The organism is Sphingomonas canadensis, assembly GCF_026013525.1.
Lineage (GTDB): Bacteria > Pseudomonadota > Alphaproteobacteria > Sphingomonadales > Sphingomonadaceae > Sphingomonas > Sphingomonas canadensis.
In genome coordinates, this window is sequence record NZ_JAPDRA010000010.1 from 73,583 (window position 1) to 95,705 (window position 22,123).

A 22,123-nucleotide genomic window follows, 5' to 3' on the forward strand; every position below is an offset into this window, starting at 1 on the left:
GAACCGCCGGCGCCGATGCCGCTTTACATCGGCGGCGCGGACCGCGACGATGCGGACGCGCCGCCCCCGCGGCGAAGGAGAGGCTCGATGCGTCGGAACATCATGGTGCTGGGCGGCATCCTGGCGGTGGTGCTGGGCACGATCTTCCTGCTCCAGGGCCTGGGCATCATCCGCGCACCGGCGGACAGCTTCATGATCGACAACCGCACCTGGGTATGGCGCGGCGGCATCCTGGCCGGCGTGGGCGTGATCCTGGCGCTCGCCGGCCGCCTGACCCCTGATCGCAAGCGCAAGGGCGAGGAATAGCCCGCAGGCACTGCCCTTCAGGGGAGACCTTGGGGTGGAGCCCGTCAGCCCGGCGGACCGTCCGGCCCTGCCGCGCCCGCTACCCACTCGCGGAACGCCGCCATCGCCGGGGTCTCGCTGCGCGACTTGAGCCAGGTCAGCCAATAGCGGCCCGTCACCACCTCTTCCGCGAAGGGCCGCACCAGCGCGCCGCTCTCCAGCGCGCGGCCCAGCATCGCGGGCGGCGCCAGCGCCACGCCCGCGCCCTGCATCGCCGCCTCGGCCATCGCCAGCGAGGAATCGAAGACCGGCCCCTTCAGCGGCGGCGCGGCCACCCCCGCCGCGGCGAACCAGCGCGGCCATTCGTCGGCGCGATAGGATCGCAGCAGTTCGTGCCCCAGCAGGTCCCGCGGCCCCGCCAGCGTCCGCGCGATCGCTGGGGTGCAGAGCGGAGTCAGCGGCGCGGCCATCAGCGGCACGCTCTCGGTCGCATGCCACGCCCCGTCGCCGAAGCGGATCGCCAGATCGAGCCCCTCCCCCGCCAGATCGACGCGGTTGTTGTTGGTGTAGAGCCTCAGGTCGATGCGCGGATTGGCGGCGCGGAACGCGGGCAGGCGCGGGATCAGCCAGCCGGTGGCGAAGGTGCCCACGCTCGCCACCGACAATAGCTGCGCCATCCCCCCGGCGATGCCCTCCACCAGCTCGGCGATGCGATCCAGGCTGTCGCTGAGCGTGGGCAGCAGCGCCAGCCCCTCGTCGGTCAGCGCCAGCCCGCGCGGCAGGCGGCGGAAGAGCTGCGCGCCCAGCCGCGCCTCCAGCCCGTTGACCTGGTGGCTCACCGCCGCCTGCGTCACGCACAGCTCGATCGCCGCCTTGGTGAACGAAAGGTGGCGGGCCGACGCCTCGAAGGCGCGCAGCGCGTTGAGCGGCAGGTGCGGGCGAACCATCGGCGATCCATAAGTTTTCCTAGGGTCTATTGCCAGCTTTGATCCTTTGTGCGGCCCGCCTCCCCCGCCCTATCCCATGCGGGCAACGCCGCTGGGAGAGACCGAATGACGCTCGATCGCCGCACCTTCACCCGCACGGCTCTGCTCGCCGCGGGCGCCGGAATCGCCGGATTTCCAAATATTTCCAATGCCTCATCGCCCGCGCCTCGCATCCGGGCGACAGTGATCGCCGATGCCGCCACGGGCCGCATCCTGCATCGCACGGGCGAATGCACGGCGCGGTTCGGCCCCTGCTCCACCTTCAAAATTCCCTTGGCCCTGATGGGCTATGACGCGGGCATCCTGATCGACGCCCACAGGCCCGCATGGGACTATCGCCCCGAAATTCACCGCGCGAGCCGCGCCGCCGACAAGCAGCGCACCGATCCCACAAGCTGGGAAGGCAATTCGGTGCTCTGGTACTCGCGCGAGATCACCGCGCGGCTCGGCATGGCGCGCTTCCAATCGTACATTGATCGCTTCGGCTATGGGAACCGCGACCTGCGCGGCAATCCCGGCAAGAACGACGGGCTGGTCAATAGCTGGCTGATGTCGTCGCTGCTGATATCGCCCGACGAGCAGCTTCAGTTCGTGCGCCGCATGCTCGCCCACCGGCTCGTCAGCCCGCGCGCGCACGCGATGACCGAGGCTATCCTGCCGCAGTTCGATGGCGCGGGCGGCTGGCGCGTCCATGGCAAGACGGGCAGCGGATCGCTGAAGAACGCGAACGGCGTGTACGACGACAAACTGCCGCTCGGCTGGTTCGTCGGATGGGCGGACAAGGCCACGGCCAAGGGCGGCAAGCGCCGCGTGGTCTTCGCGCGGCTGATGGCTGGCACCGGCATGCCCGATGGCGCGGGCGGCCCCAACGCACGCGAATGGATGCTGCGCGAGATCGCCCGCCTGGCGGGATAAGGGGGTGGTTTCGCCCTGGTTGCGCCCGCGTCGCCCGGCCCGGCGCATCAACATCCTGTTTGGGTTCTGGCGTTAGAACCCCGCGGCGTGGACTGGATCGCGCCCTATCTGCTCGGCTGGAGCTTCGCCTTCGCGCTGATCACCGCGGCGGAGCTGCTGCTGCCGCGCGGGCCGGAACGGATCGGCAACCGGCTGGCCGGGCTGGGCTTCTGGGCGCTGTGGCTGCCGGTCAGCGCGCTGGTGCATGCGGGTTATCAGCACCTCTGGCACTGGCTCGGCGTGGCGCCGCTGGTGGTGCTGCCGCTCGATTTCACCTGGACGGGGATCGCGGCCGTGGTGCTGGCGCCGCTGGCCGGGGCGCTGGTCTATGATTTCTTCTTCTACTGGTGCCATCGCGCCCAGCATCGCTGGCTGTGGCGCTATCACGCGGTCCATCATGCGATCCGCGATCTGAATGCGGTCAACGCCTATCATCATATCAGCGAGCCGTTGCTCCAGGCCGTGCTGATCCTGCTGCCCACCAGCCTGATCGTCAGCGACACCGGCCAGTCGGCGGCGGCGATGGTGGTGCTGCTCCATCTCCACGCATCCTATATCCACTCGCCGGTGCGCTTCGGCTTCGGCCCGGTTGGGCGGCTGTTCGTCGACAACCGCTATCACCGGATCCATCATTCGCTGGAGGAGCGGCATTTCGATCGCAACTTCGCCGCCTTCACGCCGCTGTGGGACTGGCTGTTCGGCACGATCTGGTTCCCGCGGCGGGGCGAATGGCCCGCGGTGGGGCTGGCGGAGGCGGATCAGCCGCGCGACCTGCGCGAATGGTTGACGCTGCCCTGGCGCCCGCGCGCGCCGCAGGAGGAACCCGCCGCCCCGCTCAGGCCGCAGGATCGCGCAGCGGCAGCATCAGGATAAAGCGCGCGCCCATGCCGGGGGCGCTGTCCACGGTCAGTTCGCCGTCCATCGCGCGCGCCAGGCGGCGGGCGATGTAGAGCCCCAGCCCGCTGCCGCCCGGTTCGCTGGGATCGACGCGGCCGAACTTCTCGAAGATCTTTTCCTGATCCTCGGCGGCGATGCCCTTGCCCTGGTCGGCCACGATCACACAGCCCATCGCGCCCTCGCGCTCCAGCCGGATCCACACCTGCGCGCCCGGCGGCGAATAGCGCACCGCGTTGCCGATCAGGTTGACCAGTATCTGGAGGCAGCGGCGGAACTCGCCAGTCACGGGCAGCGATTCGCCCGATGCCGGCTTGTCGATCCGCACCTCGGCCTGCGCCGCGCGCACCGCGAGCAGCCCCGCCGCGCGCCGCGCCACATCGGCCAGGTCGATCGGCTCCGCCACCGTGCGGAAATCCGTCCGCTCGATCGCCTGCAGGTCCACCAGATCGTCCACCAGCCCCAGCAGGTGCCGGCCGGCATTGGCGATGTCGCTGGCATATTCGGCATAGTCGGGCTTCAGCGGCCCTTCGGTCTGGGCGCTGATCGAATCCGCGTTGGCGATGATCTTGCCCAGCGGGCCGCGCAGCGCGCGATCGAGCCGCTGGCTGAACGAATCGGGAAAGCCGCCGAAGGGCAGCGCCGGCCCCGCCGGATCGTGCCGCGGCACCGGCGCGGCAGCGGGGGCGCCGTCGTCGATCAGGTGCGCGCCGCCCGTGAACCCGGCGAAGCGCCCGCCGGGATCGGTGCGCGGCGCCGCATCCAGCCGCACGATCCGCCCGGTGCCGCGCAGCTCCGCCTTCTGCCCGTCGAACCGCGCCTGAGCCGCCACCGCGCTCAGGATCGGCAAATTGCCCGTCTCGTCCTCGGTCAGCGCGAACAGCCGGGTCAGCGGCTGGCCCAGCATCGTCGAGCTGTCGAAGCCGTAACGCGCACCCGCCTCGATCGACAGGAAGGTGAAGCGCAGCGACGCATCGGTTTCCCACAGGAAATCGGCGGCGGAGCGGAAGAAATCGCCGTCGCGCTCGGGCTCGCTGGCAGGTGCGCGCCAGCCGGGACGCGGCCGCCATCCACTCACCTGCAATCGCACGCTGCCCGCTTCGGGCTCGGCACGGACCCACAGCTCCAGATCGTCCTCGCCATCGGCCGCGATCACATTGCGCGAGATGCCGATGCCCAGCCGGTGCGCCAGCCGCGCCAGCGTGGCGATCTGCGGCACGGCCAGCGGCGCGCCGATGCTGCCGCCCGCGCGCTCGTTCAGCTCGAACAGCCGCGCCTCGGCCTCGATCAGCCTGCCTTCGCTGTCGACCCTGCCGATCGCAACGGGAAGCGTGGGGTCCATCGCGTTCACCGCGCCCGCCCCTGCGCGCGGCCCAGCGCCAGCACGGCGGCGCGATATTCGGGGTCCAGCTTCAGCGGCGCCAGCGCGTCGCGCGCCTCGGCCGCGTTGATCGTCGCCACCGAATGCAGCGTGTCGGCAAAGCTCTCCAGATCGCGCCGCGGATCGGCCTCGCACAGCGCGTATCCCACCATCGCGATCGTATCGCGCGCGAACTCCAGCGCGCGCAGCGACAGCCACAGCCGGTCGCCCGCCGGATCGAGCACCACTTCGCGCGCGATCGCATATCCCACGCCCAGCGCATGGGCGAGCAGCGCGGTGAACAGCACGATGCGCCGGTCGCCCAGCGCCTCGACCAGCAGCTCGGGCAGCTCGCCCGGCTGCGCGTCGATCGCGGCGGCGAAGCGCATCGCCGCGGCCTCCAGCCGGTCGCCCTCGTCATAGGCGGCCAGGCTGCGCTGCGCCGCCTCGCTCAGCGCGCGGTCTAGCGCGCCGGTATCCGCCTCGCCGGCCTCCACCACGCGCTCGCGCAGCGCGGCGGCGACCCACCAGACCAGCCGGTGGTGCAGCTCGGCGGGCAGCTCGGTATGGGTGAGCTGTCCCGATTCGGGACTTCCCCGGCGGCGGCTTTCGGCGATCAGCACGCCCATCGCGCCCGCCGCCACCACCCGGTCCGGGTGCTGGACGAATCGGTTGATCAGGCTGGGCCGCTCGGGATCGTCCGGCGCCGACATCGGCAGCGCGTTGCCCACCAGTTCCTGGCGCACGCGCGCGATCAGCTCGGCCATCAGATCGGGATCGCGCAGCAGCCCCGATTGGGAGAGCCGCGCGAGCACGCTGCTGCCCCCATCGCCCAGCGCCCTGGCCGCCCCGGCGGCCCCGCGCGCGGAGAGCAGGCGGGCGCCATGCTCGCGAATCTCGGCCTCCACCGTCTCCACCATGCCGCGCAGCAGCACGGCCAGCGCCGATCGCGTGCGCTCGTCCAGCCGCGATTCCTCGGGGATGAAGAAGTCGTCGATCGCCACCGACAGCGCATGGAAAGCAGGCGCGTCTGCGCTAGCCGCACGCGCAAGCAGCTTCTTGGCGCCGATGGTGATGCCATCGCGCGTGTCGACGGGGTTGTCCGACATGGACCTCGACTAGCGGAAGTGTCCTTAAGAGCAGACTAAGCTTTTTCGCGGTTCGTCTCAACCGCGGCGGCCAATGTGGCGAATGCGTAGACGGCCGCAAGACCCAGCCCCGCCACCGCCCATCCGGCCATCGCGAATGGCGCCAGCAACAGCGGCAGCGCGCTGGGGCTGGACCACCATCGCCGCGGCCGCGCCCGGCTGCGCTCCACCAGCAGTTGCGCCGCCACCGCCACCAGCGCCAGCACCGCGGGCGTCCATTCGCCGCTCGCGATCCGCTCGCTCGCGCCCAGCACCAGCGTGGCGAGCGCGACCAGCGCGAACACGCCCGTTTCGATCGCGGAGGCCCGCGCCGGATCGCCCGTCAGCGATGCGTGCGCCGCGGCTGTGACGAGCGCCGCCAGCGCCGCCAGCGTCACGCCCATGCCGGTGCCTTCCCATCCCCATCCGGCCAGCGCCACGCCGGCCACGCCCAACACCGCGCCCAGCGCCAGCGGCGCCCATCCGGGCACGCCGCGCCGCGTCAGCTCGGGCAGCGCCAGCCGTGCGATTGGAGTGAAGATCCAGCGATCGGCCCAACTCGTCCGCCGCTCGGTCAGCGCCGCCAGCACGGCGTTGCTCCGCGTCGCCAGCGCCGCCGCGCTCAGCTCCACCGAATGGCCGCCGCGCAGCCAGCTCGTGGTCAGCGGCACATGCTCGGCGCCCGCCTGCACCGCGACGCGCAGCAGCGCCGACTGGAAATCATAATCCTCCGGCATCTGCGCGATCTCGCCCAGTTGCCCGCCCGAAACGCGCGCGATTCCCGCCCAGCTATCGCGCATGTCCAGCCGCTCGATCGCGGCGGGCGAATTGGGGTCGTTGGTGACGAGCAGCGCCTCGCCATGTTCGGACGCCATCGAATCGATCACGCTGTCCGTGGTCACCAGCCCGTCGGCCAGCACCACCACGCGCGTATCATAGTCCAGCCGCTCCGAAGCCTCCTCGGCGGATCGCACGATCTCCACCGAAACGCCCGGCCGCGACGCGCGGTTCACCGCGCTCACAAGCTGGGGCGTCATCCGCCCCACCGCCACCATCACCTGCTCCGCCCCGGCGCCGGCCAGCAGCCGCACCTGATATTCGAGCAGCGTCATGCCGCCGAACGGCAGCGTGGCGGCCAGCATCCCCGGCCGGTCCTCGGCCTCCTCGATGGCGAAGATCAGCCCTGCGAGCATTGGCGGTGGTTAGGCGGATTGGCGGCGGCGGGCAACCGGGGGGCCGCTCAATACAACAGGAACCTGCGCCGTTCCGCCAGCCATGCCGCCTCGTCGGGGCTGGCCACGGCGTCCAGGTCGCCCGCTTCGGCGCCCGCGTCGTCCACCCATTCGCGCAGCGCCGGGCCGCCGTTGATCACGTCGATCGCCAGCCGGTCGAACACATATTCATAGCCGAAATCGCGCCACAGCGGATAATCGGGGTAGAGCCGCCGGATCGCCTTGAACCCCGCCGCCTGCAGCCGCCAGGGCAGAAAGGCGTTGTGCAGGTATCGCGGCCCCTCGGCATGAAGGAACACGCCCGAGCAGAGCTGGCCCGCATGCTTGTGGAAGGTCGGCTGGAACCACATGTCGCGCAGCACGCAACCTTCCAGCCATTGCGGCGCGATCCGCTCCATCTCGGCGATCACCGCGCGCGCGTCGATATCGGGCGCGCCGAACAGCTCCAGCGGGCGCGTGGTGCCGCGGCCTTCGGACAGCGTCGTGCCCTCCAGCATCACCGTGCCGGCATAGGCGCGGGCCATGTTGAGGTTGGGCGCGTTGGGGCTGGGGTTGATCCACACCCGCTCGGGCGGCCATCCCCATCCCGGCGCGGCCTCGGGCTCCCATCCCTCCATCGCGATAACGCGATAGTCGACGTCCAGCTTGAAATGGTCGACGAACCAATGGCCCATCTCGCCCAGCGTCAGCCCGTGGCGCATCGGCATCGGCCCGGCGCCGACGAAGCTCTCCTGCCCGGGGATCAGCGTGGTGCCCTCCACCGGGCGCCCGGCGGGATTGGGCCGGTCGAGCACCCACACGCTCTTGCCGTGCGCGGCGGCGGCCTCCAGCACATAGAGCAGCGTGGTGACGAAGGTGTAGATGCGGCAGCCCAGGTCCTGCAGGTCGAACAGCATGACGTCGAACGTGTGCATCGACTGGCCCGTGGGCCTGCGCACCTCGCCGTACAGGCTGAACACGGGGACGCCATAGACCGGATCGGTGAAATCCGGCGATTCCATCATATTGTCCTGCAGGTCGCCGCGCACGCCATGCTGCGGGCCGAACACGGCGGTGACGTTGATCCCCGCCGCGAACAGCGCGTCCAGGCTGTGGGTCAGATCCGCCGTCAGCGAGGCGGGATGCGCCAGCAAGGCCACGCGCCGCCCCTCCAGCGGCTTGCGGAGTCCGGGGTCGGCGAGCAGGCGATCGATACCGAAGAGCATGGCTCAGCTTGCTGGCGGCAGATCGATCACAAAGCAATCGGGATGATGGAAATCGGGCTTCCCCGGCGGATGATGCAGCGCCCAATAGGATTTGGTACCGTCCGTCTCCTCGATCACGGCGGAGAGGGCGGCTTGCCAGACAGCCAAGTCGGCCATTTCCTCCGCGATGACGTTGACGTGGAGTTCGAACAAGCCGGGCTCCGACCGCGGCGTTATCTGATGGTAGAACATCGCCGCCTCGCGCATCCCGCTGCGATATCCGTCGAAGCGGTAGGCCGCCCAGCGCGACGACGGCGCGAAGTTGAACTCTTGATAGCCGTCCTCGTCATGGAGCTTGGCAAACAGCTCGAAACAGGTGGTCTTCCATAGGCCGTCGCTACGTTGCGGGAGCGATGCTCCGGGCACCACCAGCCGGTCGATTCCGCCCCTGACCCGGTACCGGAGATCGATGCCGCCGAACGTCCGGGTGACGACCACGGTAACCTCACTGATCGCTGAAGGACCGGTCGAAGGATGGGGTACCAGGCCAAAGCTGCTCATCGGGCATCCTTATCCGCCCCGCTCACGCCAAGTCGAGCCGCTGGCGGCGCCGGACTTGGCCGCATTCACGTTCCCCCCTAAAGCCGCGCCATGATCCGCCTCTCCGGCCTGTCCCTCCCGCTCGATCACCCTGCCGATGCCGTCGCGCCCGCGATCTGCCGGCGGCTGGGCATCGCGCCTGGGGAGCTGCGCGGCTTCACGCTGTTCAAGCGCGGCAACGATGCGCGGCGCCGGAACGCGATCCAGCTCGTCTACACCTTCGATGTCGATGTGACGGACGAGGCCGCCGTCCTCGCGCGCCTCGCGAGCGACAAGGATGTGCGCGCCACCCCGGACATGGCCTATCGCCCGCCGGTCCATGCGCCCGATGGCTGGCAGGGCAAGCGCCCGGTGGTGATCGGCGCCGGGCCGTGCGGCCTCTTCGCGGGCCTCATCCTTGCCCAGATGGGATTCCGCCCGATCATCCTCGATCGCGGCAAGATCGTGCGCGAACGCACCAAGGACACCTGGGGCCTGTGGCGCCGCGGCGTGCTGAACCCGGACAGCAACGTCCAGTTCGGCGAGGGCGGCGCGGGCACCTTTTCCGACGGCAAGCTCTATTGCCGCGTCAAGGATCCCCGGTTCCTGGGCCGCAAGGTGCTGGAGGAATTCGTCCGCGCCGGCGCCCCCGACGACATATTGTGGGAGGCGCACCCGCACATCGGCACCTTCCGCCTCGTCACCATGGTGGAGAGCCTGCGCGAGACGATCCAGGGCCTGGGCGGCGAATATCGCTGGCAAACGCGCGTGGACGACATCGCGCTGGACCGCGCACCCGATGGCGGCATGCGCCTGCGCGGGCTGCACCTCCACGACGGCAGCTTCCTGGAGGCGGATCATGTGGTGCTGGCGGTGGGCCACAGCGCACGGCCGACGTTCGAGATGCTCCACCGCCGTGGCGTGCATATCGAGGCCAAGCCCTTCTCGATCGGCGTGCGGATCGAACATCCGCAAAGCTGGATCGATCGCGCCCAGTTCGGCGCCTGCGCCAGGCATCCGGACCTGGGCGCCGCCGCCTATTCGCTGTCGCACCACTGCGCCAACGGCCGCACCGTCTACAGCTTCTGCATGTGCCCCGGCGGCCGCGTGGTGGCCGCCACCAGCGAGGAAGGCCGCGTCGTCACCAACGGCATGAGCCAGTACAGCCGCGCCGAGTTCAACGCCAATTCGGGGCTGGTCGTCGGCATCGATCCCGCGCGCGACTATCCCGATGGCCCGCTGGCCGGCATCGCGCTCCAGCGGCATTGGGAGGATCTGGCCTTCGTCGCAGGCGGCTCCAATTATTGGGCGCCGGGCCAGCGCGTCGGCGATCTGCTGGCGGGCCGCCCCTCCACCGCGCTGGGCGAGGTGATCCCCAGCTACAAGCCCGGCGTGACGATGACCGATCTGTCGTCCTGCCTGCCCGGTTTCGTGATCGAGGCGTTCCGCGAGGCGCTGCCCGTGTTCGGCCGCCGCATCGCCCGCTATGACGATCCGGATGCGGTGATGACCGGCGTGGAGACGCGCACCAGCTCGCCCATCCGCATCGCCCGCGGCGCCGATTTCCAGAGCGTCAACACCGCCGGCCTTTATCCCGGCGGGGAAGGCGCGGGCTATGCTGGCGGCATCCTTTCCGCCGCGATCGACGGGATCAAGCTGGCCGAGGCGGTGGCGGCGGGAATGCTCCGCTGAAACCCGCGCCGCGCGGCCGTGAAAGGGCGGTTGCAATGGTTGCACCTGACTTCGCGGGCGGTAGCTTGCTAGCCGCGCGCCCGGCACCGCCCGCCGGCGGGCCGCAACGCCGATTTGCAGGAGAGGCCGAATGACCAGCCGCATCGCCAACGCAGCGCTCCGCGCGAAGGTGATGGACGCCCAGGCGGCGGCCGCGATGATCGAATCGGGCACCACGCTGGGCATGAGCGGCTTCACCGGATCGGGATATCCCAAGGCGGTGCCGATGGCGCTCGCGGCCCGGATCGAGGCCGAGCATGCCGCCGGCCGCCCGTTCCGCGTCCGCGTGTGGACCGGCGCCTCCACCGGGCCGGAGCTCGACGGCGCGCTGGCCAAGGCGAACGGCATCGAATTCCGCCTGCCCTATAATTCCGATCCGGTCGCGCGGGAGAAGATCAACCGCGGCGAGATGGAATATTTCGACATGCACCTCAGCCAGGTCGCGCCGATGGCGTGGCAGGGGCTGCTCGGCCCGCTCGACGTCGCGGTGGTGGAGGTTGCCGGCATCCGCGAAGACGGGGCGCTGATCCCCTCCTCCTCGGTCGGCAACAACAAGACCTGGCTCGATCGCGCGCAGAAGGTGATCCTGGAGGTCAACCGCTGGCAGAACCCCGCGATGGAGGGGATGCACGACATCTATTACGGCACGCATCTGCCGCCGGATCGCGTGCCGATACCGCTGGTGCGGCCCGACGACCGGATCGGATCGCCCTATTTCTCCTGCGATCCGGAGCGGATCGTCGCGATCGTCGAGACCGATACGCCGGATCGCAACCTGCCCTTCGCCGCGCCGGACGCGGCCGCGCTGGCGATCGCCGGGCACCTGCTGGAGTTCTTCCGGCACGAGGTCGCGCGTGGCCGCCTGCCCGCCTCGCTGCTGCCGATCCAGTCGGGCGTCGGCAATGTCGCCAACGCCGTGCTCACCGGGCTGGTCGACGCGCCGTTCGAGAACATGACCGCCTATACCGAGGTGATCCAGGACGGGATGCTGGACCTGCTCGACGCGGGCAAGCTGCGCGTCGCTTCCGCCACCTCCTTCTCGCTCTCGCCGGAGGCGGCGGCGCGGATCAACGCCGACATGGCCCGCTATCGCGACCGCATGATCCTGAGGCCGCAGGAGATCAGCAACCATCCCGAGCTGATCCGCCGCCTGGGCTGCATCGCGATGAACGGCATGATCGAGGCGGATATCTATGGCAGCGTAAATTCCACCCACGTTATGGGATCGCGCATCCAGAACGGCATCGGCGGATCGGGCGATTTCGCGCGCAACGCCTTCGTCTCGATCTTCATGACGCCCTCCACGGCCAAGGGCGGCGCCATCTCCGCCATCGTGCCCCAGGTGCCGCACGTCGATCACATCGCCCAGGACGTGCAGGTGATCGTCACCGAACAGGGCCTTGCGGACCTGCGCGGGCTGAGCCCCAAGCAACGCGCGGCGCTGATCATCGAACGGTGCGCGCACCCCGCCTATCGCCCGATGCTGGCCGATTATTACGATCGCGCCCGCGCCGGCTCCTACGGCCTGCAATCGCCCTCGCTGCTGAACGAGGCGCTGAGCTGGCACCAGCGGTTCATCGAGACCGGGTCGATGCTTCGCTAGCGTCGTCGGCCTTTGGCGGAACCGGAGCCATCCTGCCCGAACCTGCGGGGATGACGCGCGCCGCCGCCTCGGCTATGGCGCGCGCCACCATGACCCAGTTCAAGTCCGATCTGCTCAACCTGCTCTCGTCGCGCGGCTACATCCATCAGGTGACCGACGCGGAGACGCTCGATTCCATCGCGAGCACCCAGGTCGTCCCGGGCTATATCGGCTTCGATGCCACCGCGCCCTCGCTCCATGTCGGTTCGATGGTCCAGATCATGCTGCTGCGCCGGCTCCAGCAGAGCGGGCACAAGCCGATCGTGGTGATGGGCGGCGGCACCACCAAGGTGGGCGATCCTTCGGGCAAGGACGAGAGCCGCAGGCTGCTCACCTCGGACGACATCAACGCCAACATCGCCTCGATCCGCCGCGTGTTCGAACGCTTCCTGACCTTCGGCGACGGCCCGACCGATGCGGTGATGGTCGACAACGCCGACTGGCTCGACAAGCTGGAGTACGTCCCCTTCCTGCGCGACGTGGGGCGCCACTTCACGATCAACCGGATGCTGACGTTCGATTCGGTCAAGCTGCGGCTTGAGCGCGAACAGCCGCTGACCTTCCTCGAATTCAACTACATGATCCTCCAGGCCTATGATTTCCTTGAGCTTTCGCGCCGCTTCGGCTGCCGGCTCCAGATGGGCGGATCGGATCAGTGGGGCAATATCGTCAACGGCATCGAGCTGACGCGCCGGATCGACGGCAAGGAGCTGTTCGGGGTCACCACCCCGCTGATCACCACCGCCGACGGCGCCAAGATGGGCAAGACCGCGGCGGGCGCGGTGTGGCTCAACCCCGATCAGCTCAGCGCCTATGATTACTGGCAGTTCTGGCGGAACACCGACGATCGCGACGTCGGCCGCTTCCTGCGGCTGTTCACCGATCTGCCGCTCGACGAGATCGCCCGGCTGGAGGCGCTGGAGGGCGCCGAGATCAACGAGGCGAAGAAGATCCTGGCCAACGAGGCGACGCGCCTGTGCCGCGGCGACGATGCCGCCGCCGAAGCCGCCGAGACCGCGCGCAAGACCTTCGAAGAGGGCGCCGCGGGCGAGGCGTTGCCCAGCATGCCGGTTTCCGGCGGGATCGGGATCGTCGACGCGCTGATCGGCCTGGGCCTCTGCGCGTCGAAGGGCGAGGCGCGGCGGCTGATCCAGGGCGGCGGCGCGCGCGTCGATGGCGAAAAGGTGGCTGACGAAACATTTCGCATCGCCATGGCGGGCGCTGCGGTGCGTATTTCGGCGGGCCGCAAGCACCATGGATTGTTGACGCCAACCACGTAACATTGCGGAAGCCGCGATAAACGGCCGTTAATCAGCTTCATTGCATCCAGATTCACACGGGCCCGAATAGGACCGTTGGTGCAGCTCTGGGTGTGATTGGGGCATGGCGTGAGTTATTTGGGCAGCAACCTGGCTTATGCGGAAGTCCGTCGCGAAGGGCGCGACGAAGTCCACCACCGCGCGCGGGCCTTCGGGCCGGATGCGCAGGCGCTTTCGCTGCTGGTGGTGAACATCTCGCCCCACGGGCTGATGGCGCGCTGCGACACCGTCTTCCAGCCCGGCGACCGTATCCGCGTGAACCTGCCCGTCGTCGGCACGCTCGCGGCCGAGGTGCGCTGGTCGCTGGGCGGCCGCATCGGCCTCCAGTTCGACGCCGCGATCGATCTCGCCAGCTATTACGAGCTGATCGCCCGGCTGATCCGCCAGCGCTGACCGTTCAGCCCGCGCGCAGCAGCCCTACCGCCGCGTCGCGCTCGAACAGGTACAGCGCCGTCCGCGCCGCCTGGCCGCGTTCGCCCTTCAGCCCGCCGTCGCGATCGATCAGCAGCCGCGCGTCGCCGTTCGCCACGGGCAGCAGCGCGCCCAGCACCTCCGGGCTCGCCAGCCGGAACTGCATCTCGCCCGATTGCCGCGTTCCCAGCAGCTCGCCCGCGCCGCGCAGCCGCAGGTCCTCCTCGGCGATACGGAACCCGTCGTTGGTGTCGCGCATCAGCGCCAGCCGCGCGCGGCTCGTCTCGCTCAGCGCGTTGCCGCGCAGCAGCAGGCAGATCGATCGCCCCCCGCCCCGCCCCACGCGCCCGCGGAGCTGGTGGAGCTGCGCCAGCCCGAAACGGTCCGCCGCCTCGATCACGATCAGCGTGGCGTTGGGCACGTCCACGCCCACCTCGATCACCGTCGTCGCCACCAGCACGCCAAGCTGCCCGGCGGAAAAGCGCGCCATCACCGCGTCTTTCTCCGGCCCTTTCATCCGGCCGTGGACCAGCCCGATCCGCTCGCCGAAGCGCATCCGCAGCGCCTCCGCCCGCGCCTCGGCGGCGGCAAGGTCGGTCTTCTCGCTCTCCTCCACCAGCGGGCACACCCAATAGGCCTGGCCGCCGCCCGCCAGATGCCGCCCCAGCGCGTCCACCACCTCGCCCAGCCGGTCCTCGGAGACCACGCGGGTCTCCACCGGAGTGCGGCCCGGCGGCATCTCGTCGAGCTTGCTGACGTCCATCTCGCCATGGATCGCAAGCTGTAGCGTGCGCGGGATCGGCGTGGCGGTCATCACCAGCAGGTGCGGCGGCCGTTCCGCCTTGGCCTGCAGCATCATCCGTTCGGCCACGCCGAAACGGTGCTGCTCGTCCACCACCGCCAGCCCCAGGTCGCGATAGGCCACGCCGTCCTGAAAGATCGCGTGGGTGCCGACCAATATGTCGATGGAGCCGTCCGCCAGACCCATCAGCGTCGCCTCCCGCGCGCGGCCCTTGTCGCGTCCGGTCAGCACCGCGATATTGACGTCCAGCCCTGAAAGAAGCCGCGTAAGTGTCTCATAATGCTGGCGGGCCAGGATCTCGGTGGGCGCCAGCATCGCCCCCTGCGCGCCCGCCTCCACCGCGATCAGCAGCGCCATCGCCGCCACCAGCGTCTTGCCCGATCCGACATCGCCCTGCAGCAGCCGCAGCATCGGCCGGCTCTGCGCCATGTCGCCCTCGATCTCGGCCACGGTGCGCGCCTGCGCGCCCGTCATCGCATAGGGCAGCTTCAGCCGTCCGCGCAGCCGCCCGTCGCCGGCCAGCGCCCTGCCCCGCTTCGATCGCGCCTCGCCGCGCACCAGCATCAGCGCCAGTTGCGTGGCGAACACCTCGTCATAGGCCAGCCGCTCGCGCGCCTTGGCGTCGGCCGGATCGGCATGGATGCGCGCCAGCGCCTCGCGCCACCCGGGCCAGCCGCGCTGCGCCTTCAGCCCCGGCTCGATCCATTCGGGCAGCTCCGGCGCGCGCGCCACGGCCTGCTCGGCGAGCGCGGCGATCCGCTTCGACGTGATGCCTTCGGAACAGGGATAGACCGCCTCGCGCCCCTGGTGCGCGGCGGCCTCTTCGGGCGGCAGCACATGATCCGGATGGACCATCTGCAGCTCCTGGCCATAGGTTTCCAGCTTGCCCGAAACCCAGCGCGGTTCGTTGAGTGGCAACAGCTTCTTCACCCAGGCGGAGCTGCCGCCGAAATAGACCAGGCTGACGTAATTGCCCTGCGCGTCCACCGCATGCACCCGCGCCGGCGCCCGCGCGCTGCCGCCCATGCGATAGTTCACCGGCGTCAGCACGATGCCGATCACCCGCCCCGCGTCGGCGGCGTCCAGCGTTTCGCGCGGGACACGGTCGATCCAGCCGCTCGGCAGGTGGAACGCCACGTCCACCGCGCGCTCCAGCCCCAGCCGCTCCAGCGGCTTGGCGAGCTGCGGGCCAACGCCCTTCAGCGCGGTCACCTCGGCGAACAACGGGTTCAGGATATCGGGGCGCATCGTGCCGCAACGCCTAAAGGAAGCGGTGGCTTTCTCCAACCTGGCGGCCTATCTGCACGGCCAGACCCATCAGCCGACGGCGCATTCCCGCGCTGCCGGCCAATCGCGCGTGGAACCGCCATGGACAGAGATACCCGTATCAAGCGCCTGCGCTTCCGCGCCTGGCATCGCGGCACAAAGGAGGCCGACCTGTTCGTCGGCGGTTTCTTCGACGCGCACCACACCGGCTGGGACGACGCCCAGATCGACTGGTTCGAGGCGCTGATGGAGGAGCAGGACGTGGACATCATGGCCTGGGCCATGGGCACCGCCGAAATCCCCGCGCGCTGGCAGGGGCCGATGATGGAAGCGCTCAAGCAGCTCAATTTCGTGCCGATTTCCCGCTGATCCCGCAAGGCCCCTCCCCGGAACGGAGGGGCGAGAGAATGAAGATGCCCGACCTCCAGACCCTCCTCGCCGCGCAACGGCCCCTCACGCTGGCGGGCGTGCCTGCCGGATTCCTGCCGTGGCTGATGGCCGATCTGGCGCGTGCGGGGCGGCTGGCGGTCTATGTCGCGCCGGACGAGGCGGCGATGCGCGCGGTGGCGCAGACCGCGCCCTATTTCGCGCCCGAGCTGGAGGTGATCGCCTTCCCCTCCTGGGATTGCCTTCCCTATGACCGCGCCAGCCCCACGCTGCGCGTGATGGCGGAGCGGCTGGCCGCGCTCCACGCGCTCCAGGCGAAGACCGCCAGGCCCCGGCTGGTGGTCACCACCGTAAACGCCGCCACCCAGCGCACGCTCACCCCCTTCCGCGTCCGCCAGCTCGTCGCGCGGCTCGCCCCCGGCGAGCGGATCAGCCTGGAACGGCTGGGGGCGATGCTCCAGGCCAACGGCTATGTCCGCGTCGACACGGTGAACGACGCGGGCGAGTTCGCGGTGCGCGGCGGGCTGGTCGATCTGTTCCCCTCGGGCGCGGAACAGGCGCTGCGGCTCGATTTCTTCGGCGACGAGATCGAGACGGTGCGCACCTTCGATCCCGCCGACCAGCGCACCACGGGCCGCATCGACGGCTTCACGCTGCTCCCCGCCAGCGAGGCGCTGCTCGACGAGGAATCGATCCGCCGCTTCCGCACCCGCTATCGCGACATGTTCGGGGCCACCGCGACCGGCGATCCGCTGTATCAGGCGATCAGCGACGGGCGCCGCCTGGCCGGCATGGAACATTGGCTGCCGCTGTTCGAGGAACGGCTGGAAACGCTGTTCGATCATCTGCCCGCCGATGCGGTGATGGTCCGCGATCCGGGCGACATCGGCGCGGCCGAGGCGCGGTTCGAGGCGATCGCCGACTATCACGCCAATCGCGTGCGCGCCGCCAGCGCCGATCCGGGGAGCTATCGCCCGCTGGAGCCCGCCACGCTCTATCTCTCGCGCGAGCAATGGGACGCGCGGCTGGCAGAGGCGCCCGCGCACCTCGCCACCGCCTTCCACGAGCCGGAGAGCAAGTCGGTCGTCGAGTTCAACGTCGACGGCCCCCGCGATTTCGCGCCCGAGCGCGCCGCGGGCAAGAACGTCTATGAGGCGGTGGTCGCGCACCTCGCCCGGCTGCGCCGCGACGGGCGCAAGCCGGTGCTCGCCAGCTATTCGATCGGCGCGCGCGAGCGGCTGAAGGGGCTGCTGGAGGATCACGGCCTCACCGGCGCGGTGCCGGTCGAGGGGTGGCAGGAGGCACTGGGCGTCGCGCACGGCAACGTCGCGCTCGCGGTGCTGCCGCTCGATCACGGCTTCACCACGCCCGATGTCGCGGTGCTCACCGAACAGGACATGCTGGGCGATCGGCTGGTCCGGCGGGCCAGGCGCCGCAAGAACACCGATGCCTTCCTTCAGGAGCTGGCGACGCTCTCGCCCGGCGACCTGGTGGTCCATGTCGATCACGGCATCGGCCGCTACGAGGGGCTGACCCAGATCCCGGTGCAGAAGGCGCCGCACGATTGCGTCGCACTCACCTATCTGGGCGGCGACAAGCTCTACGTCCCCGTCGAGAACCTCGAGGTCCTCAGCCGCTACGGCTCCGCCGAAGAGGGCGCGCAGCTCGACAAGCTGGGCGGCGAGGCGTGGCAGCGGCGTAAGGCGCGGATGAAGGAGCGCATCCGCGAGATTGCCGGCGAGCTGATCGCCACCGCGGCCAAGCGCGCCACCCGCCCCGCCCCGGTCGCCGAGCCCGATCACGGCGGCTATCCCGCCTTCGTCGATCGCTTCCCCTATGAGGAGACCGAGGACCAGGACCGCGCCATCGCCGATGTGCTGGAGGATCTGGCCGCCGGGCGGCCGATGGACCGGCTGGTGGTGGGCGACGTGGGCTTCGGCAAGACCGAGGTGGCGTTGCGTGCCGCCTTCGTCGCAGCGATGGCCGGGATGCAGGTAGCGGTGGTCTGCCCCACCACCCTGCTCGCCCGCCAGCATTTCCAGAATTTCCGCGATCGCTTCCAGGGCTTCCCGATCGAGATCGGCCGCCTGTCCCGCCTCGTCTCCGCCAACGAGGCGAAGGCGACCAAGGAGGGGCTGGCGGAAGGCCGCGTGGACGTCGTGGTCGGCACCCATGCCGTGCTGGCCAAGGGGATCGATTTCAAGCGGCTGGGCCTGGTCATCGTCGACGAGGAGCAGCGTTTCGGCGTGGTCCACAAGGAACGGCTGAAGGCGCTGAAGGCCGACGTCCACGTCCTCACCCTCACCGCCACGCCGATCCCGCGCACGCTGCAGATGGCGATGAGCGGGCTGCGCGAGCTTTCGGTGATCCAGACGCCGCCAGTCGATCGCCTGGCGGTGCGCACCTATGTGATGCCCTGGGACCCGGTGGTGCTGCGCGAGGCGCTGCTGCGCGAGCATTACCGCGGCGGCCAGAGCTTCTTCGTCACCCCGCGCATCGCCGACCTGCCCGATATCGAGCAGTTCCTGCGCGATGAGGTGCCCGAGATCCGCTACGTCGTCGCCCATGGCCAGATGGCGCCCGGCGAGGTGGAAGAGCGGATGTCGGCCTTCTACGACAAGAAGTATGAGGTGCTGGTCTCCACCACCATCGTCGAGAGCGGGCTCGACATCCCCAGCGCCAACACGATGATCATCAACCGCGCCGATCGCTTCGGCCTCGCCCAGCTCTATCAGCTCCGCGGGCGCGTGGGCCGGGCCAAGACGCGCGCCTATGCCTATCTAACCACCCCGCCCGAGCGGCTGATGACCGATGCGGCGCAGAAGCGGCTGCAGGTGCTGTCCGACCTCGAATCGCTGGGTGCGGGATTCCAGCTCGCCAGCCACGATCTGGATATCCGCGGCGCGGGCAACCTGCTGGGCGACGAGCAGTCCGGCCATATCAAGGAAGTCGGCTACGAGCTCTACCAGTCGATGCTGGAGGAGGCGATCCTGGAGGCGCGCGCCGGCGGCATCCGCGACGAGGCGCGCAGCCGCGATCTTTCGCCGCAGATCTCGGTCGATGCGCCGATCATGATCCCGGAGGATTATGTCCCCGACCTCGACCTGCGCATGGGGCTCTACCGCCGCCTCAACGAGCTGGAGGACCGCCAGGGGCTGGAGGCCTTCGCCGCCGAGATGATCGACCGTTTCGGCAAGCTGCCCGAGGCGACCGAGAACCTGATCGTGCTGATCGAAGCCAAGCTGAACGCCAAGCGCGCGAACATCGCCAAGCTGGACGTCGGCGCCAAGGGCGCGCTCGTCAACTTCCATGGCGACATGTTCCCCAACGTGCCCGGCCTGCTTTCGTACGTCGAGCGCCTCGCCGGCACCGCCCGGCTGCGCCCCGACATGAAGCTGGTGATCACCCGCGCCTGGGATAATCCCCGCGCCCGCCTCAATGGCGCGCTCCAGCTATCGCGCGGGCTGGCCAAGGCGGCGGAGTGATCGCGGCCGGGCTTAACTGCTGTGATCGGCCACGATCTTCCAGCCGCCACCCTCGCGGCGGAAGACCAGGCTGGTCATGCCGGTCTGCGCCGATTCCCCTGCACCGCGCGGCGAGAGCTTCCAGCGCGCGATGAGCAGCGCGTGATCGGCGCCGATCATGCGGAAATCCTCGAAGACGAAGGATAGCGTCGTGGGCGGTGCGGACGCGCCCCCGCCGAACTGGCTGGCATAGGTTACCAGATAGCGCGCGCGGATGCCCGCCTTTCCGCGCTCCACGCCCTGTGCTCCGGTGAAGCTGGTCGCCGGATCGTCCGAATAGATCGCCAGGAAGCGATCGACGTCGCCCGCGTTCCAGCCCTGCGCCGAATCGGCCATCGCCGCCTCGATCGCGGCGCGCGCCTCCGCCGCATCCTCGGCCATCGCCAGCGCGACCGGCGCCAGCAGCATCGCACGCACCGTCCTCATCGCGTCCTCGCCCCCGCAAGCCGCGCCAGCGCGTCGCTATCCAGCGGCCCGGCGCACAGAAAGCCCTGGAAATACTGGCAGCCTTCCTTGGCCAGCAGCTCAAGCTGCTCCTCGGTCTCGACGCCCTCGGCCACCACCGCCAGCCCCAGCGACCGCGCCATATCGATCACGCCGCGCACCACCACCCGGTCGCGCGCGCTGCCCGCGATGTCCTGGCTCAGCCGCTTGTCGATCTTCAGATAGTCGAGCGGCAGCGCCTTCAGATAGGCCAGGCTGGAATAGCCCGTGCCGAAATCGTCGATCGCCACGCGGCACCCGGCGGTGCGCAGCTCGGCCAGCAGCCGGGCGGCATCGCCCAGATCGGCCATCACGCTGCCCTCGGTGATCTCCACCGTCAGCCGCGCGCGCGGAAAGCCGCTCGAATCGATCCGGCCCAGCAGCGAATCGGCGAAACCCGGCCGCGCGACCTCCTCCGCGGTGACGTTGATCGAAACGCGGATCTTGCTCAGCACCACGGGCCAGCGCGCCGCCGCCGCCAGCGCGCGCGACTGGACATGCGCACTCAGCGCCACGGTGAGCCCGGCATGCCCCGCGGCGGCGAACAGCGTCTCCGCCCCCACTTCGCCCAGCTCCGGATGCCGCCAGCGGGCCAGCGCCTCGGCCCCCACGATCGCGCCGGTGGCGATCGCCACCTGGGGCTGGAACAGCACGCCGATCTGGTCGCGGTCGAGCGCGCGGCGCAGGTCGGCGGCGAGTTGATCGAGCGAGGGCGCGGGCGATTCCGCGGGGACGTGGCGATCGAACAGCGCCTCGCTCACCCGCCGCAGCAGGCTGGTCGCGCTGTCACCCGGCACGCTGGCGACGCAGGCCACCCGTGCGCCCAGCGGCACGATGTCGTTCTCTACCACGAAGGGGCGGTCCAGCGCCTCCTCGAACCGGGTGACCGCCTGGGCGGTCTGCTCCGGCGTGGCGCCGTCGCGCGCGATCAGGAACTCCGATCCGCCCATCCGCGCGACCACGGTGCCGCGCCCGAACAGCTCGCGCGCGGTATCGGCCACCCGGCGCGACACGGCGCGCAGCAGCGAATCCCCGGCGGCGCGGCCATAGGCGGTGTTCACCGTCTCGAACCGGGTCAGCGCGATCAGCACGGCGGCCACTCCCGCGCCCTCCCCCAGCTTCTGCTGGACCCAGCGGCGCGCGCTGGCGGCGTCATGCGCGCCGGTCAGCGCGTCGCGCACCAGGCTGGCGTCCGGCGCCTGGCCCAGCCGCTCGACCAGCGCGTGCAGCCGCCCGGTCGCGGCATCGCGCTGGAGATGCTGGACCACGCGGCCCACCCCGGCCAGGTCATGCGCGAACGCGGTGGAGGGCGTGCCCCCGGCCAGCCGACGCAGCGCCGCGCGGCCCAGCGCGCGATCGGCCGGATCGATCCGCGCCAGCGCCGCGCGCACCCCCGGCGCCTCCGGCAGATCGAGCAGATCGGCGAGCGCGGGGGTAAGCTGAAGCGCGCGCAGCTCCGGATCGAAGCTCCAGCCCAGCGGATCGGGCATCACCCCCACCGTGCCCAGCGTCCGTTCCAGCCGCTCCACATAGCGCAGCGCGAAGCGCACCGCCTGCTGGATCGCGTTGGTGGACATCGGGCTCGACAGGAAATGGGTGGCGCCGGCGTCCAGGAATTCGCGGACGTGGATGGTGTCGCTCTGCGAGATCAGCACCAGCATCGCCGCGCCGTTCGCTTCCACCACCCCGCCCAGCGCGCGCGCGGCCAGCAGCGCATCGCTCAGCGCGCCGCGCGCATCGACCACCGCGACATTGGCGCCGCTGGCCACGAAGCGCTGCTCCACCCCCTCGCCCCGCCGCGCCGCCACCACGCGCCAGCCGCCGCCCGCCGCCGCCGCCGCCAGTTCGTCGCGCTGGCGGAACGAGAGCAGGAAAACCGGCGATTCGCCTGGCAACGCGCTGTCTGGGGCCGTGGTCTGCTCGTCCATTGCACAGCGATAGCGGCAAGCGGGGCGCC

Annotated in this window: 18 protein-coding genes; 9 read left to right on the forward strand and 9 right to left on the reverse strand. The window is 70.1% G+C overall.

Going from position 1 to position 22,123, the window contains the following annotated elements:
- Nucleotides 1–87: 87 nt before the first annotated feature.
- Nucleotides 88–306, forward strand: coding sequence for a hypothetical protein (locus OM513_RS17080; RefSeq protein ID WP_264945889.1), 219 nt, complete (start codon nucleotides 88–90; stop codon nucleotides 304–306).
- A gap of 44 nt (nucleotides 307–350) precedes the next feature.
- Here the strand turns inward: OM513_RS17080 and OM513_RS17085 are convergent, their stop codons facing one another.
- Nucleotides 351–1,232 carry a LysR family transcriptional regulator gene (locus tag OM513_RS17085; RefSeq protein ID WP_264945890.1) on the reverse strand — a complete coding sequence of 294 codons (882 nt, stop codon included), beginning with the start codon at nucleotides 1,230–1,232 and terminating at the stop codon, nucleotides 351–353.
- A gap of 105 nt (nucleotides 1,233–1,337) precedes the next feature.
- Between OM513_RS17085 and blaOXA the strand changes: the two genes are divergently transcribed.
- Both blaOXA and OM513_RS17095 read left to right on the forward strand, forming a co-directional pair.
- The gene (gene blaOXA, locus OM513_RS17090; protein WP_264945891.1) at nucleotides 1,338–2,186 is read left to right on the forward strand and encodes a class D beta-lactamase; all 849 of its coding nucleotides are present in this window, start codon (nucleotides 1,338–1,340) and stop codon (nucleotides 2,184–2,186) included.
- Nucleotides 2,187–2,273: 87 nt separating this feature from the next.
- A complete protein-coding gene (locus OM513_RS17095; RefSeq protein WP_264945892.1) occupies nucleotides 2,274–3,098 on the forward strand; it encodes a sterol desaturase family protein in 825 nt (274 codons plus the stop codon).
- Here the strand turns inward: OM513_RS17095 and OM513_RS17100 are convergent.
- The 5 genes from OM513_RS17100 to OM513_RS17120 are packed head-to-tail and all read right to left on the reverse strand — an operon-like array spanning nucleotide 3,061 to nucleotide 8,583.
- Nucleotides 3,061–4,470, reverse strand: a complete 1,410-nt coding sequence (locus tag OM513_RS17100; RefSeq protein ID WP_380916364.1) for a sensor histidine kinase — start codon at nucleotides 4,468–4,470, stop codon at nucleotides 3,061–3,063. The two genes, OM513_RS17095 and OM513_RS17100, sit on opposite strands and share 38 nt — an antisense overlap.
- Nucleotides 4,467–5,588, reverse strand: a complete 1,122-nt coding sequence (locus tag OM513_RS17105; RefSeq protein WP_264945893.1) for a DUF2336 domain-containing protein — start codon at nucleotides 5,586–5,588, stop codon at nucleotides 4,467–4,469. Before OM513_RS17105 ends, OM513_RS17100 begins: the two co-directional genes overlap by 4 nt.
- A 35-nt stretch (nucleotides 5,589–5,623) precedes the next feature.
- Complete coding sequence (locus OM513_RS17110; RefSeq protein WP_264945894.1) at nucleotides 5,624–6,799, reverse strand: hypothetical protein; 1,176 nt, start codon at nucleotides 6,797–6,799, stop codon at nucleotides 5,624–5,626.
- Nucleotides 6,800–6,846: 47 nt separating this feature from the next.
- Nucleotides 6,847–8,043 (reverse strand): exo-beta-N-acetylmuramidase NamZ family protein, encoded by a 1,197-nt coding sequence (locus tag OM513_RS17115; protein ID WP_264945896.1) that lies wholly within the window; start codon nucleotides 8,041–8,043, stop codon nucleotides 6,847–6,849.
- A 3-nt stretch (nucleotides 8,044–8,046) separates the two neighbouring features.
- Nucleotides 8,047–8,583: a DOMON-like domain-containing protein gene (locus OM513_RS17120; protein WP_264945897.1), complete on the reverse strand. Its 537-nt coding sequence runs from the start codon at nucleotides 8,581–8,583 to the stop codon at nucleotides 8,047–8,049.
- A 90-nt stretch (nucleotides 8,584–8,673) separates the two neighbouring features.
- On the opposite strand from OM513_RS17120, the gene OM513_RS17125 reads away from it, so the two are divergent.
- The 4 genes from OM513_RS17125 to OM513_RS17140 all read left to right on the forward strand — a co-directional run bounded on the left by OM513_RS17125 (nucleotide 8,674) and on the right by OM513_RS17140 (nucleotide 13,686).
- A complete protein-coding gene (locus tag OM513_RS17125; RefSeq protein WP_264945898.1) occupies nucleotides 8,674–10,293 on the forward strand; it encodes an NAD(P)/FAD-dependent oxidoreductase in 1,620 nt (539 codons plus the stop codon).
- A 130-nt stretch (nucleotides 10,294–10,423) separates the two neighbouring features.
- Nucleotides 10,424–11,935 (forward strand): acetyl-CoA hydrolase/transferase family protein, encoded by a 1,512-nt coding sequence (locus OM513_RS17130; protein WP_264945899.1) that lies wholly within the window; start codon nucleotides 10,424–10,426, stop codon nucleotides 11,933–11,935.
- Nucleotides 11,936–12,024: 89 nt separating this feature from the next.
- On the forward strand, nucleotides 12,025–13,254 hold the full coding sequence (tyrS, locus tag OM513_RS17135; protein WP_264946035.1) for a tyrosine--tRNA ligase: 1,230 nt from the start codon (nucleotides 12,025–12,027) through the stop codon (nucleotides 13,252–13,254).
- Nucleotides 13,255–13,362: 108 nt separating this feature from the next.
- On the forward strand, nucleotides 13,363–13,686 hold the full coding sequence (locus OM513_RS17140) for a PilZ domain-containing protein (RefSeq protein ID WP_264945901.1): 324 nt from the start codon (nucleotides 13,363–13,365) through the stop codon (nucleotides 13,684–13,686).
- Nucleotides 13,687–13,690: 4 nt separating this feature from the next.
- Here OM513_RS17140 and recG read toward each other — a convergent pair whose 3' ends face one another.
- Nucleotides 13,691–15,754: an ATP-dependent DNA helicase RecG gene (gene recG / locus OM513_RS17145; RefSeq protein WP_264945902.1), complete on the reverse strand. Its 2,064-nt coding sequence runs from the start codon at nucleotides 15,752–15,754 to the stop codon at nucleotides 13,691–13,693.
- Between the two features lie 120 nt (nucleotides 15,755–15,874).
- On the opposite strand from recG, the gene OM513_RS17150 reads away from it, so the two are divergent.
- Nucleotides 15,875–16,141 (forward strand): FAD assembly factor SdhE, encoded by a 267-nt coding sequence (locus OM513_RS17150; protein ID WP_264945903.1) that lies wholly within the window; start codon nucleotides 15,875–15,877, stop codon nucleotides 16,139–16,141.
- 44 nt (nucleotides 16,142–16,185) lie between these two features.
- Entirely contained in the window at nucleotides 16,186–19,644 is a 3,459-nt protein-coding gene (gene mfd, locus OM513_RS17155) for a transcription-repair coupling factor (RefSeq protein ID WP_264946037.1), read from the forward strand.
- 12 nt (nucleotides 19,645–19,656) lie between these two features.
- Here the strand turns inward: mfd and OM513_RS17160 are convergent, their stop codons facing one another.
- Nucleotides 19,657–20,109: a YybH family protein gene (locus OM513_RS17160; RefSeq protein ID WP_264945904.1), complete on the reverse strand. Its 453-nt coding sequence runs from the start codon at nucleotides 20,107–20,109 to the stop codon at nucleotides 19,657–19,659.
- Nucleotides 20,106–22,094 carry a putative bifunctional diguanylate cyclase/phosphodiesterase gene (locus OM513_RS17165; protein ID WP_264945905.1) on the reverse strand — a complete coding sequence of 663 codons (1,989 nt, stop codon included), beginning with the start codon at nucleotides 22,092–22,094 and terminating at the stop codon, nucleotides 20,106–20,108. The genes OM513_RS17160 and OM513_RS17165 overlap by 4 nt, the downstream gene beginning before the upstream one ends.
- Nucleotides 22,095–22,123: the final 29 nt, after the last annotated feature.

Bases quoted from the DNA above. Each gene is read 5' to 3' on its own strand.
- tyrS (WP_264946035.1), top strand. From the start codon at position 12,025: ATGACCCAGTTCAAGTCCGATCTGCTCAACCTGCTCTCGTCGCGCGGC.
- OM513_RS17120 (WP_264945897.1), bottom strand. From the start codon at position 8,583: ATGAGCAGCTTTGGCCTGGTACCCCATCCTTCGACCGGTCCTTCAGCG.
- OM513_RS17165 (WP_264945905.1), bottom strand. From the start codon at position 22,094: ATGGACGAGCAGACCACGGCCCCAGACAGCGCGTTGCCAGGCGAATCG.
- blaOXA (WP_264945891.1), top strand. From the start codon at position 1,338: ATGACGCTCGATCGCCGCACCTTCACCCGCACGGCTCTGCTCGCCGCG.
- OM513_RS17110 (WP_264945894.1), bottom strand. From the start codon at position 6,799: ATGCTCGCAGGGCTGATCTTCGCCATCGAGGAGGCCGAGGACCGGCCG.
- recG (WP_264945902.1), bottom strand. From the start codon at position 15,754: ATGCGCCCCGATATCCTGAACCCGTTGTTCGCCGAGGTGACCGCGCTG.
- OM513_RS17130 (WP_264945899.1), top strand. From the start codon at position 10,424: ATGACCAGCCGCATCGCCAACGCAGCGCTCCGCGCGAAGGTGATGGAC.
- OM513_RS17085 (WP_264945890.1), bottom strand. From the start codon at position 1,232: ATGGTTCGCCCGCACCTGCCGCTCAACGCGCTGCGCGCCTTCGAGGCG.
- OM513_RS17160 (WP_264945904.1), bottom strand. From the start codon at position 20,109: ATGAGGACGGTGCGTGCGATGCTGCTGGCGCCGGTCGCGCTGGCGATG.
- mfd (WP_264946037.1), top strand. From the start codon at position 16,186: ATGCCCGACCTCCAGACCCTCCTCGCCGCGCAACGGCCCCTCACGCTG.
- OM513_RS17080 (WP_264945889.1), top strand. From the start codon at position 88: ATGCGTCGGAACATCATGGTGCTGGGCGGCATCCTGGCGGTGGTGCTG.
- OM513_RS17150 (WP_264945903.1), top strand. From the start codon at position 15,875: ATGGACAGAGATACCCGTATCAAGCGCCTGCGCTTCCGCGCCTGGCAT.
- OM513_RS17125 (WP_264945898.1), top strand. From the start codon at position 8,674: ATGATCCGCCTCTCCGGCCTGTCCCTCCCGCTCGATCACCCTGCCGAT.
- OM513_RS17105 (WP_264945893.1), bottom strand. From the start codon at position 5,588: ATGTCGGACAACCCCGTCGACACGCGCGATGGCATCACCATCGGCGCC.
- OM513_RS17115 (WP_264945896.1), bottom strand. From the start codon at position 8,043: ATGCTCTTCGGTATCGATCGCCTGCTCGCCGACCCCGGACTCCGCAAG.